General features: G+C 68.7%; 10 protein-coding genes and 1 pseudogene. 2 read left to right on the top strand and 9 right to left on the bottom strand.

The features are described from left to right. Positions 1-92: 92 nt before the first annotated feature. Both C1I89_RS05940 and C1I89_RS05935 read right to left on the bottom strand, forming a co-directional pair. Positions 93-1,527, bottom strand: a pseudogene (locus C1I89_RS05940) (sigma-54-dependent transcriptional regulator). Then, positions 1,511-3,445, bottom strand: a complete 1,935-nt coding sequence (locus C1I89_RS05935; protein WP_102771792.1) for a sensor histidine kinase — start codon at positions 3,443-3,445, stop codon at positions 1,511-1,513. Before C1I89_RS05935 ends, C1I89_RS05940 begins: the two are co-directional and overlap by 17 nt. A 292-nt stretch (positions 3,446-3,737) precedes the next feature. On the opposite strand from C1I89_RS05935, the gene C1I89_RS05930 reads away from it, so the two are divergent. Further along, the gene (locus C1I89_RS05930) at positions 3,738-5,096 is read left to right on the top strand and encodes a dicarboxylate/amino acid:cation symporter (RefSeq protein WP_102771791.1); all 1,359 of its coding nucleotides are present in this window, start codon (positions 3,738-3,740) and stop codon (positions 5,094-5,096) included. A gap of 66 nt (positions 5,097-5,162) precedes the next feature. Here C1I89_RS05930 and C1I89_RS05925 read toward each other — a convergent pair whose 3' ends face one another. From C1I89_RS05925 to C1I89_RS05895, 7 genes are all read right to left on the bottom strand, one after another. After that, a complete protein-coding gene (locus C1I89_RS05925) occupies positions 5,163-5,780 on the bottom strand; it encodes a Maf family protein (protein WP_102771790.1) in 618 nt (205 codons plus the stop codon). Between the two features lie 22 nt (positions 5,781-5,802). After that, positions 5,803-6,273 carry a 23S rRNA (pseudouridine(1915)-N(3))-methyltransferase RlmH gene (rlmH, locus tag C1I89_RS05920; RefSeq protein WP_102771789.1) on the bottom strand — a complete coding sequence of 157 codons (471 nt, stop codon included), beginning with the start codon at positions 6,271-6,273 and terminating at the stop codon, positions 5,803-5,805. Positions 6,274-6,280: 7 nt separating this feature from the next. Then, entirely contained in the window at positions 6,281-6,685 is a 405-nt protein-coding gene (gene rsfS, locus C1I89_RS05915) for a ribosome silencing factor (protein WP_102771788.1), read from the bottom strand. Between the two features lie 74 nt (positions 6,686-6,759). Then, positions 6,760-7,347 (bottom strand): nicotinate (nicotinamide) nucleotide adenylyltransferase, encoded by a 588-nt coding sequence (gene nadD / locus C1I89_RS05910; RefSeq protein WP_102771787.1) that lies wholly within the window; start codon positions 7,345-7,347, stop codon positions 6,760-6,762. Beyond that, positions 7,344-8,255, bottom strand: a complete 912-nt coding sequence (gene hemF / locus C1I89_RS05905; protein ID WP_102771786.1) for an oxygen-dependent coproporphyrinogen oxidase — start codon at positions 8,253-8,255, stop codon at positions 7,344-7,346. The genes nadD and hemF overlap by 4 nt, the downstream gene beginning before the upstream one ends. Positions 8,256-8,268: 13 nt before the next feature. Beyond that, on the bottom strand, positions 8,269-9,576 hold the full coding sequence (purD, locus tag C1I89_RS05900; RefSeq protein ID WP_168202329.1) for a phosphoribosylamine--glycine ligase: 1,308 nt from the start codon (positions 9,574-9,576) through the stop codon (positions 8,269-8,271). Between the two features lie 89 nt (positions 9,577-9,665). Beyond that, positions 9,666-10,397, bottom strand: coding sequence for a YebC/PmpR family DNA-binding transcriptional regulator (locus C1I89_RS05895; protein ID WP_102771784.1), 732 nt, complete (start codon positions 10,395-10,397; stop codon positions 9,666-9,668). Between the two features lie 172 nt (positions 10,398-10,569). On the opposite strand from C1I89_RS05895, the gene C1I89_RS05890 reads away from it, so the two are divergent. Next, a complete protein-coding gene (locus C1I89_RS05890; protein WP_102771783.1) occupies positions 10,570-12,093 on the top strand; it encodes a helicase HerA-like C-terminal domain-containing protein in 1,524 nt (507 codons plus the stop codon). Positions 12,094-12,231: the final 138 nt, after the last annotated feature.

The raw sequence follows: 12,231 nt of genomic DNA, 5'->3' as shown, positions 1-12,231 counted from the left end.
TCCTGTGGGGTTTTGTTTTTGTGCCTGTACAAAACAAAAACCCTCGTCGATATTGCGGCGAGGGTTTTTTGTTTTGGGGCGTCGCCGCGGATTTACCGCGGCATGTACTGCTGGCGTTCGATGCCGTGGCGCTGCAGCTTGTCGTAGAAGGTCTTGCGCGGAATGCCCAGCGCTTCCAGCGTCGCCTTGATGTCGCCCTGGTGCGTGGTCAGGGCTTCGCGGATGAGCTGGGCCTCGAAGCGTTCCATCCGTTCCGGCAGGCTGAGCGCGCCTNGTGGTCAGGGCTTCGCGGATGAGCTGGGCCTCGAAGCGTTCCATCCGTTCCGGCAGGCTGAGCGCGCCTGCGGCGGCGGCCGGCGCCGCCGTGGGCGGGGCGTTCAGCACGCCCAGCACCACGCGTTCGGCGAAATGCGCCAGTTCGCGCACGTTGCCGGGCCAGTCGTGCGTGAGCACGTGCTGCTTGATGGACGCGGGCATCTCGGGGATGTCGCGGTGGAAGCGGCGCGAGGCATGCCCGAGATAGTGGGCGAACAATAGCGGGATGTCCTCGCGGCGCTCGCGCAGCGGCGGAATCCGTATCGTGACCACGTTGAGGCGGTAGAACAGGTCCTCGCGGAACTTGTCGCGGATCGCGGGGCTGCCCAGGTCTTCCTTGGTGGCCGCGACCACGCGCAGGTCCAGGCTGCGCACCTCGTTGCTGCCCAGGGGCGTGATCTGGCGGGATTCGAGCACGCGCAGCAGCTTGACCTGGATGGCCAGCGGCATGCTTTCGATTTCATCCAGGAACAGCGTGCCGCCGCTGGCATGTTCGATGCGTCCGATGCGTTTTTTCTGGGCGCCGGTGAACGCGCCGGCCTCGTGGCCGAACAATTCGCTTTCGATCACGCTTTCGGGCAGCGCGCCGCAGTTGATCGCCACCAGCGGGCGGTCGCGGCGGCGGCTCAGGCGGTGCAGCGCGGTGGCCACCACTTCCTTGCCGGTGCCGGTTTCGCCTTCGACCAGCACATCCACGTCGGCGTCCGCGATATGGCGCAGCGTTTGCTTGATGCGCTGCATGGCCGGCGCGGTGCCGATGAAAGGCACCTCGTCGGCCTCCACGGCGAAGGCGGCTTCGCGCAGGCGGCGGTTCTCCAGCACCAGGCGGCGTTTTTCGGCGGCGTGCGCGATCGCGGTGACCAGCCGTTCGGCCGCATAGGGCTTGGCCAGGAAGTCATAGGCGCCGTCGTGCATGCATTGCACGGCGGTGGCGATGTCGCCGTGCCCGGTGATCAGGATGACCGGAATGTCGGGATCGATGTCGCGCACCCGGCGAAACAGCTGCAGGCCGTCGATGTCGGGCATGCGGATGTCGGTCACCACCACGCCGTCGAATTCACGGGTCAGCGCGGCCAGCGCGGGACGCGCGCCGGCGTGGGCGTCCACGGACATGCCGTGCAGCTTGAGTGTCTGGGCATTGGCGCGGCGCAGCTCGTCGTCGTCGTCGATGAAGAGGACGTGCGGGGACGCGGATTCAGGGACTGGTTTCATGGGCAGGATTCGCGGCAAGGTCCTGGCCGGACGCCTTGCGCAGGCTCAGGACGAAGAGGGCGCCACCGTCGGCCGGGTCCGCGACGTCCAGCTGGCCGCCGAATTCGGCGACCAGATCGCGGCAGATGACCAGGCCCAGGCCCAGCCCTTCCGGCTTGGTGGTGTGGAAAGGCGTGAAGAGAAGGGCGCGCGCCTGCGCTGACAGGCCGGGGCCGTTGTCGCCGACCTGGACCTGCACGCATTCGCCGAGGTCCCGCAGCGTCACGACGATGCGGCCGTCGGGCTGCCCGTCCAGCGCCTCCAGGGCGTTCTGCAGCAGATTGACCAGGACCTGTTCGAGCCGGATGCGGTTGGCTTGCACCTGGTAGTTCTGGCCCTCGGGCGGGCGCTGCAGGGCCACCGACTGGCGCCGCGCGCGCGGGCCGACCAGCAGCAGCGCGCCTTCGAGGCAATCCTTGAGGCTGGTGGGCCCGACCGCGGTGCCGGCCTTGCGCGAGAAGGCGCGCAGCTCGCCGGTGATGTGGCCGATGCGCTCGGTCAGGGAGGCGATGGTGTGCAGGTTCTCGCGCGCCGAGCCGTCGTCATGCCGGCGCAGGAATTCGGCGGCGTTGTCGGCGTAGGCGCGTATCGCGGCCACGGGCTGGTTGATCTCGTGCGCGACGCCGGCGGCGACCTGGCCCAGTAGCGCCAGCTTGCTGGCCTGGACCAGTTCTTCCTGCATGGTGTGCAGGCGGGCGTCGGTGCGCTGGCGCTGGTCCATTTCTTCGATGAGCTGCTCGTTCACTTCCAGCAGCTGCGCGGTGCGCTCGTCGACCAGGGCGGCGAGCTGTTCATGGATGACGGCCTGCTGCTGCGCGCGCTCGCGCTGGCGATGGCGGCGCAGCAGGACGATGCCGACGATGGCGGCCAGCGCGCTTTGCGCGAGCAGCGCGCCCAGCTGCGCGTTGGCCGTGGCCTGGTTGATGGAAGACTGCACCGGCGAGAGCAGGTGCAGGGTCCAGCCCGGCGATTCCGCGATGGGCAGCGTCGTATGCAATAGCGGCGCGCCGGCCGGGATCTGGGGCAGCGCGACGTCGGTGCGCACCAGTTGGCCGTTGCTGGCGGTCAGCAGCGCGGGCCGCAAGGGCAGCGGCTGGAAGCGGGCGTCGCCGAACTGCAGGCTGGTGCGCAGCTTCTGCGCCAGATCGGACGCCAGCGGCGCCAGCACCTTGAAGCGCCAGTCGGAGACGCTGCCCAGCAATACCACGCCGTGTTCGTCGGTGACGAAGATCGGCGCGTTGGACTGGCGCCAGTCGGCCTCCAGTTCGCGGAAATCCACTTTCAGCACGACCACGCCCAGCAGCCTGCCGCCGACGCCGTCCACGCGCCGCGCCAGGTACAGGCCGGCCTCATGGCTGATGGTGCCCAGCGCGAAATGCTCGGCCGAGCCCTGCGCCACCGAACCCTGGAAATAAGGCCGGAACTGGTAGTCCACGCCGACGAAGGTGGCGGGCTCGCGCCAGTTGCTGGCGGCGATCGCCAGCCCTTTGCGGTCCAGCACGTAGATGGCCGAGGCGCCCACGCCGCGGCTGAGCGAGTCGAGCTTTTCGTCCAGCGGCACGACCTGGCCCGGCGCGGGGTTTTCGAGCGCGGCGCGCACGTCCACGTCGCGGGTCAGCACGAAGGGCAGGGCGCGGAATTTGTCGAGATTGTTGCGCAGCAGGGCCGCGTTGACCTGGGCCGCGCCGCGCGCCTGCGCCGCGGCGTTCGTCAGGGCCTCGTCGCGGGCCCAGAGCGTGGCGGCGTGCAGCACGCCGAACACCAGCGCGACGGCCAGCACGATGCCGCCGGCGCGCCAGAGCCAGGCGAACTTGCGCCGCCTGGCGCCCGGTTGGGGCGGCAGCGCCGGGGCGGCGGGGGTGAAGGCGGGGCGGGACATGGTGTGTGCGGGTTTTCGCACATTCTATATCTTTTTTGTGTGGAATCTCGCCAGAATGCCAGGTTCCGCTTTCCGGAAAGTAGAAAAAATTCCTTTTCGATCAATGGCTTGTGTATGGGCGGGCGCACGCCGTCGGGCTGGCATGGCGATTGCATAAGTCGGGGCAAGCCGCGCTCCGACGCGCGGTGACATGGGCCCGGAAGCAGTGCGCCGGGCCACAAAACAGATAACGCCCCGTCGCCCGCCGCGCAACGCCGTCCGGAGCAAGGGGCTTTGGTGGGGACAAATCCCAATGATCGACGTGGATCAAGTCGCGCCCGCGCGCAAGCTCAAGTTCTATCAAATCCTTTATGTGCAGGTGATCTTCGCCATCGTGGTCGGGGTGCTGCTGGGCGCATTCAAGCCCGAGCTGGGCCAGCAGATGCAGCCGCTGGGCGACGCCTTCATCAAGCTGGTCAAGATGATCATCGCTCCGGTGATCTTCCTGACCGTGGCCACCGGCATCGCCGCCATGAGCGACCTCAAGAAGGTCGGCCGGGTCGCCGGCAAGGCCATGCTGTACTTCCTGTGCTTTTCCACGCTGGCGCTGATCGTGGGCATGATCGTCAGCCACGTGGTGCAGCCCGGCGCGGGCATGCACATCGACCCGAGCACGCTGGACCAGAAGGCGGTGTCGGGCTATGTGGCCAAGGCGCATGATTCCACCGTCACCGGCTTTCTGATGAACGTGATCCCCACGACCATCTTCAGCCCGTTCGTGGGCGGCGACATCCTGCAGGTGCTGTTCGTGGCGGTGCTGTTCGGCATTTCGCTGGCCATGGTGGGCGAGCGCGGCAAGCCGATACTGTCGTTCATGACCGCATTGGCCCAGCCGGTGTTCCGGCTGGTGGCCATCCTGATGAAGGCCGCTCCCATCGGCGCGTTCGGCGCCATGGCGTTCACCATCGGCAAGTACGGCATCAAGTCCATCGTCAACCTGGCGATGCTGGTGGGCACGTTCTACGCGACCTCGGTGCTGTTCGTGGTCGTGGTGCTGGGGCTGGTGGCGCGCTACAACGGCTTTTCGATCCTGAAGCTGGTGCGCTACATCCGCGAGGAACTGCTGCTGGTGCTGGGCACCAGCTCGTCGGAAGCGGCGCTGCCCACCCTGATGCAGAAGATGGAACGCGCCGGCTGCTCGAAGTCGGTGGTCGGCCTGGTGGTGCCCACCGGCTACTCGTTCAACCTGGACGGAACCAACATCTACATGACGATGGCCGCGCTGTTCATCGCGCAGGCCTGCGATATCCCGCTGTCGCTGGGCGACCAGATCCTGCTGCTGCTGGTGGCGATGCTGAGCTCCAAGGGCGCCGCGGGCGTGACCGGCGCGGGCTTCATCACGCTGGCCGCGACCCTGTCGGTGGTGCCCACGGTGCCGGTCGCCGGCATGGCGCTGATCCTGGGCGTGGACCGCTTCATGTCCGAATGCCGCGCGCTGACCAACCTGGTCGGCAACGCGACCGCCACCGTCGTGGTCGCGCGCTGGGAAGGCGAACTGGACAAGGAGCGGCTGGATGCCGCGCTGGCCGGCGATCCGCAGCCGCTGCCCGCCGTGGCTCCGACGGTCGCCGAGCCGCAGCCCATGCTCGGCGAGCCGATCAGCCAGGCCTGAGCCGGGCAGGCATGAAAAAACCCCGCGGTCAGCCCGCGGGGTTTTGTTTTTTCTGAGACAGACGCTTCAGGGCGTGCGGATGCCGGCGGCGCGCAGCAGGTTGGCGGTTTCGAACACCGGCAGGCCCATCACGCCGGTGTAGCTGCCCGAGATATGCGAGATGAACGTGCCGGCCAGGCCCTGGATGCCGTAGGCGCCGGCCTTGCCGTAGGGTTCGCCGCTGTCGCAGTAGCGGCCGATTTCGTCGTCCGTCAGGTCGCGCATGCGGACTTCGGTGATGGAAACCGCCTCCAGCAGTTGTTCGCCGGTCCAGACCGCGACGGCGGTGCGCACTTCGTGGGCGGCGCCCGACAGCGCGCGCAGGATGCGCTGGGCGTCGGCGCGGTCCGCGGGCTTGCCCAGGACCTGGCCGTCCAGGATCACGGTGGTGTCGGCGGCCAGCAACGGCAGGCGCGGCAGACGGTTTTCATGCATCCAGTCGCGTCCGCGCAGCGCCTTGTCGCGCGCGGTGCGCTGGACGTAGTCGGCGGCGCTTTCGCCGGGATGCTGGGGTTCGTCCTCGCCCGGCGGAGCCGGCACCCGCAGCACTTCGTGGGGCAGGCCGATCTGCGTCAGCAGTTCGCGCCGCCTGGGGCTGGCCGAGGCGAGGTAGAGGCGGGCGGTCGGGGGGGCTGTGTCGGTCATTGCTACAACGAGGCCGGGCCGTTCAGGCGCGATGATAGGGATGGTTGGTCATGATGGCCCAGGCCCGGTAGAGCTGCTCGGCCAGCACCACGCGCACCATGGGGTGCGGCAGCGTCAGCGAAGACAGCCGCAGCTGGCCGCTGCAGGCGGCTTTCAGTTCGGGGTCCAGGCCGTCCGGGCCGCCGACCAGGAAGGCCACGTCCTGGCCGCCGGCGCGCCATTGCTCCAGCTTTTGCGACAGGGCCATGGTGGTGAGGTCGCGGCCGCGTTCGTCCAGCGCCAGGCGCAGGACGCCGGCGGGCAGGGCGGCGTCGATCCGCTTGGCCTCGGCTGCCATCATCTGGGCCGGCGTCTTGCCGCTGTTGCGGGGTTCGGGCTTGATCTCGCGCAGTTCCAGCGCGCAATCGGCGGGCAGGCGCTTGGCGTAGTCGTCCCAGGCGGTCTGCACCCAGTCCGGCATGCGCGTGCCCACGGCCACGACGATGAGCTTCACGGCGCGCTCAGTAGTCGGTGCCGTCGTAGGCGCTGTCGCCGGCGATGGGCGCGGGACGGGTGGATTCCGGCAGCAGCTTGACGCGCACCGGCTTGCCGCCCCAGATTTCTTCCAGGTTGTAGTACTGGCGGATGGCCGGCTGCATGATGTGCACGACCACGTCGCCCAGGTCGACCACGACCCATTCGCCGGTGTCTTCGCCTTCGATGGTGATGCCGGACAGGCCGAGCGCGCGGCCGCGGTCGGATACGCTGGAGGCCAGCGCGCGGGTCTGGCGGTTGGAGGTGGCGCTTGCAATCACGACGCGATCGAACAGGCTGGTCAGATGCGTGGTGTTGAAAACCTTGATGTCTTGCGCCTTGACGTCTTCGAGGGCGTCGATGACGGCGCGTTGGAGTTTTTGTATATCCATAACTGTAAATATAACCCGCGCAGGGTCAGCGAGAGGCTGGCTTTGGGACGTTTGGAACGCCCGGCGGGTGGGGTTTATCGGTAGAGATGGTGCGCCGCAATATACGCGGCGACGGGCGGCGCGAGCAGGCCTTCGGTGGATGCGCCGCGCGCCAGGCGCTGGCGGATGTCGGAGGCCGATACCGGCATGGGCGCGAACGGCAGTTCCTGCAATTCGCGGCCCAGGGCGCCGAGGTGCCGGGCCAGTTCCGGCGGCGCGGCCAGCGGCGTGCCGGGACGGGTGGCCACGGCCAGGTCCACCAGGCTGGCGATGTCCTGCCAGTTGCGCCAGGTGCAGAAATTGGCGAGTTGGTCGGCGCCCAACAGCCAGACGTAGCGCGCCCCGCCAGGCAGGGCGCGCAGGGTGTCGAGGGTGTAGGTGGCGCCGCCACGTTCGATTTCGATCGGGTTGACGGCCAGCCCGGCATGGCCGGCGATCGCCAGTTCCAGCATGTCCAGGCGCTGGCGGCCGGTGGCGTGCAGCGCGGCGCGCTGCCAGGGGTTGGCCGCCGGGATGAGCTGCACTTCGGCCAGGCCCAGCGCCTGCAGCGCGGTCTGGGCGAGCGCGATGTGCGCGACGTGGACGGGGTCGAAACTGCCGCCCAGGAGACCGATGCGTTTCAAACCCAGTCCCGCGGCTTGAGGTAGGCGGCCAGTTCGGCCTCGGGCGTGCCGGCCTGCGGCTGCCAGTCGTAGCGCCACTGCGCCAGCGGCGGCATGGACAGCAGGATGGATTCGGTACGTCCGCCCGATTGCAAGCCGAACAGCGTGCCGCGGTCGAACACCAGGTTGAATTCCACGTAGCGGCCGCGGCGGTAGGCCTGGAAGTCGCGTTCGCGCTCGCCATAGGGCAGGGCGCGGCGGCGTTCCACGATGGGCATGTAGGCCGGCAGGAAGGCGTCGCCGACCGAGCGGGTCAGGGCGAAGGAGGCGTCGAAGCCCGGGGCGTTCAGGTCGTCGAAGAAGATGCCGCCGATTCCGCGGGTTTCGTTGCGGTGCTTGAGGAAGAAGTATTCGTCGCACCAGCGCTTGTAGCGCGGGTAGTAGTCGGCGCCGTGGCCGGCCAGCGCGTCGCGGCATACGGCGTGGAAGTGGCGCGCGTCTTCCTCGAACGGATAGTACGGGGTCAGGTCCAGGCCGCCGCCGAACCAGAAAACGTCGGCTTCGTCGTGGCCGGGGCGCGCGGCCGCCGTGAACATGCGCACGTTCATGTGCGTGGTGGGCACGTGCGGATTGCGCGGGTGCAGCACCATGGACACGCCCATCGCCTCCCAGGAGCGGCCGGCGAGTTCTGGCCGGTGCGCGCTGGCCGAGGGCGGCAGCTTGGAACCCTGGACATGGCTGAACAGCACGCCGGCCCGTTCGAACAGCTGGCCGCCTTCGAGCAGGCGCGACAGGCCGCCGCCGCCTTCGGGACGCTGCCATTCATCGGCGCGGAAGGCGGCGCCTTCCGCTTCTTCCAGGGCGCCGACGATGCGGGCCTGCAAGCCGGTGAGGTAGTCCCGCACGGCGGAGACGGGCAAGGCGTTCATCGGCGGGCTCCGGTCAGGCGTTGGACTTGGACTTCTGCTGCGAGGGCTTGAGCGCGCGCCAGCCGATGTCGCTGCGGTACTGGCGGCCGTCGAAGTGCACGCCGTCTATGGTTTCGTAGACGCGGTCGCGGGCCATCTTGACCGAGTCGCCCAGGGCCGTGACGCACAGCACGCGGCCGCCGGTGGTCTTGATCTCGCCGTCCTCGATCCGGGTGGCGGCGTGGAACACCATGCAATCCTCGGCGTCGGCCGGCAGGCCGCGGATGGCGTCGCCGGTGCGCGGCGTGCCCGGGTAGTTGTGCGCGGCCAGCACGGCGCCCAGCGCGGTGCGGCGGTCCCAGACGATGTCGGCCTGGTCCAGCGTGCCCTCGACGGCATGTTCCAGGGCGTCGAGCAGGTCGCTCTTGACCCGCATCATGATGGGCTGGGTTTCCGGGTCGCCCATGCGGCAGTTGAATTCCAGCGTCTTGATGGCGCGGTCGGGGTCGTCGCCGGGGGCGATCATTAGGCCGGCGTACAGGAAGCCGGTGTACGGAATGCCGTCGCGCGCCATGCCCTGCACGGTCGGCAGGATGATTTCGCGCATGATGCGGTGGTGCAGTTCGGGGGTGACGATGGGCGCGGGCGAATAGGCGCCCATGCCGCCGGTGTTGGGACCCTGGTCGCCGTCGAGCAGGCGCTTGTGGTCCTGGCTGGTGGCCAGGGCCAGCACGTTGCGGCCGTCGCACATGACGATGAAGCTGGCTTCCTCGCCCACCAGGCATTCCTCGATGACCACGCGCGCGCCGGCCTCGCCCATGGAGCCGTCGCCCAGCATGGCGTCGATGGCGGCGTGCGCCTCTTCGAGCGTGGCGGCGACCACCACGCCCTTGCCCGCGGCCAGGCCGTCGGCCTTGATCACGATGGGGGCGCCTTCCTGGTCGATGTAGGCATGCGCCTGGGCCGGGTCGGTGAAGGTCTGGTAGCGGGCGGTGGGGATGTTGTGCCGCACCATGAAGGCCTTGGCGTAATCCTTGGAGCTCTCCAGCTGGGCGGCGGCCTTGGTCGGGCCGAAGATTTTCAGGCCGCGGGCGCGGAACACGTCCACGACGCCGGCGGCCAGCGGCGCTTCGGGGCCGACCACGGTGAGGGCCACGCCTTCGCGCTGCACGAAATCGGCCAGTTCCTCGGCATTGGTGAGCGGGATGTTCTCCATCTGCTCGGCCCGTTGCGTGCCGCCGTTGCCCGGGGCGACGTACACCTTGTGTACGCGCGGGGAGCGGGCCAGCCGCCAGGCGAGGGCATGTTCGCGGCCGCCCGAGCCAATAACCAGGAGTTTCATGTTGGGGTGAGTCTGAAGATAGCCATTCGGGGCCGGGATGGCCCGGCCCCGATTAACACCCCCGCGACGCAGCGCAGGGGAGGGAGGATTTACTGCGCTTCGTCGAAAACGACGGTGGTATAGACTTCCTGCACGTCGTCCAGGCCTTCCAGGGCGTCGAGCAGTTTCTGCATCTTGACGGCGTCTTCGCCGGCCAGTTCGGTTTCGTTCAGGGCCTTCATGACGATGCCGTCGACTTCGGCCTTCAGGCCGGCCTCGTCGAAGGCGCGGCGCACGGCGGCGTAGTCGGCCGGCGCGCAGACCACTTCGATCACGCCTTCCTCGTCGGTGGTCACGTCTTCGGCGCCGGCCTCGAGGGCGGCTTCCATGACCTTGTCTTCAGAGGTGCCAGGCGCGAACACGAACTGGCCGCAATGCTTGAACATGAAGGCCACCGAGCCTTCCTGGCCCAGGTTGCCGCCGTTCTTGGCGAAGGCGTGGCGCACTTCGGCGACGGTGCGGGTGCGGTTGTCGGTCATGCAGTCGACGATCACCGCCGCGCCGCCGATGCCGTAGCCTTCGTAGCGCACTTCCTCGTAGGCGTCGCCGTCGGCGCCGCCCGCCCCGCGCTGGATGGCGCGCTGGATGTTGTCCTTGGGCATGTTGGCGTCGGTGGCCTTGTCCCAGGCCATGCGCAGACGCGGATTGCTGTCGGGGTCGGGGCCGCCGGCGCGCGCCGCCACGGTGATTTCACGAATGATCTTGGTCCAGAGCTTGCCGCGCTTGGCGTCTTGGCGCCCTTTGCGGTGCTGAATATTGGCCCATTTGCTGTGTCCGGCCATGGCTTCCCAGGATAAATTGTCTGCAAAAATGGCATTTTACCGTGACGGCGGGCCGCGCGCCCGGGGGCCGGCCGCAAGCCCGCCCGCCTGTACCCTTATTGCCACGCGCACAAGCCGCGCGCGAGGCTCTACACTTGGGCATCCCTCAGTTTCCTGGTCCGGAGAGCCGTCCATGCCCAACCCCATCGTCATCGCCAAGAACGCCCAGGCCGAGCTGGCGCTGCTGCCCGCCCTGGCCAACCGGCACGGCTGCATCACCGGCGCCACGGGCACCGGCAAGACGGTGACGCTGCAGGTGCTGGCCGAGTCCTTTTCCCGCATCGGCACGCCGGTGTTCATGGCCGACGTCAAGGGCGACCTGACCGGTATTTCGCAGGCCGGCACGGCCAGCCCCAAGCTCATGGAACGCCTCAAGAACCTGGGTCTGGACGAGCCGGCCTGGGGCGCCAGCCCGGTGACGCTCTGGGACGTGTTCGGCGAGCAGGGGCTGCCGGTGCGCGCCACCGTGTCCGACATGGGGCCGCTGCTGCTGTCGCGCATCCTGGAGCTGAACGACACCCAGGAAGGCGTGCTGACGCTGGTGTTCAAGGTGGCCGACGACGAAGGGCAGCTGCTGCTGGACCTGAAAGACCTGCGCGCCATGCTCCAGGACGTGGCCGACCGCGCGGCGCAGCTCAAGACGCGCTACGGCAACGTGTCCTCGGCCAGCATCGGCGCCATCCAGCGCGGCCTCCTGGCCCTGGAGTCCCAGGGGGCGGATCGCTTCTTCGGCGAGCCGATGCTGGACGTGGCCGACCTGATGCGCACCGACGCCCAGGGCCGCGGCATGGTCAACGTGCTGGCCGCCGACAAGCTGATGCAGGCGCCGCGCCTGTACGCGATTTTCCTGCTGTGGCTGCTGGCCGACCTGTACGAAAAGCTGCCCGAGGTGGGCGACATGGACCAGCCCAAGCTGGTGTTCTTCTTCGACGAGGCGCACCTGCTGTTCAACGACGCCCCGGCCGCGCTGCTGAACAAGATCGAGCAGGTGGTGCGGCTGGTCCGCTCCAAGGGCGTGGGCGTCTATTTCGTGACGCAGAACCCGCTGGACATTCCCGATACGGTGCTGGGCCAGCTCGGCAACCGCGTGCAGCACGCGCTGCGCGCCTTCACGCCGCGCGACCAGAAGGCGGTGAAGACGGCGGCGCAGACCATGCGGCCCAATCCCGGCCTGGACATCGAGGCGGCCATCACCGAACTGGGCGTGGGCGAGGCCCTGGTGTCGCTGCTGGACGCCAAGGGCCGCCCCATGCCCACCGAGCGCGCCTACATCGTGCCGCCGGCCAGCCGCATCGGCCCGGCCACCGACGCCGAGCGCCAGGCGCTGCGCCAGGGCAGCACGCTGGCCGCCAAGTACGAAAAAGCCATCGACCGCGAATCGGCCTACGAGGTGCTGGCCGGACGCGCGGCCAAGCCGGCCGAGGCGGCGCCGGGCGCGCAGCCCGAGGCCGGGCAGGGCGCCGGCCAGGCGCCGGCCGATGCCGGCGGCGGGCTGATGGACAGCCTGAACGACGTGCTGTTCGGCTCGACCGGGCCGCGCGGCGGCAAGCGCGACGGCATCGTCCAGAGCGTGGCCAAGAGCACCATGCGCTCGATCGCGCGCGAGCTGACCCGCGGCATACTCGGGTCCCTGCTGGGCTCTAAGGGCCGGCGCTGAGGCGGATCGGGTAGCGCTTCGAAACGGGTTTTTTGTAAAAGGGCGGGCTGTCGCAGCGGCTGCGGTAAGCGAGGGTGTTGCGCCGTGCCCGTTTGTGTCTATCATTTCGGGCGGGGCATTCCCCAGGGTCTGCGCAAG

The sequence above is a fragment of the Achromobacter pulmonis genome (genome assembly GCF_002885955.2).
GTDB classification, from domain to species: Bacteria; Pseudomonadota; Gammaproteobacteria; order Burkholderiales; family Burkholderiaceae_B; genus Achromobacter; species Achromobacter pulmonis_A.
Note: the sequence above shows the minus strand (reverse complement) of the source record. Positions and strands in the feature narration are given on the sequence as shown.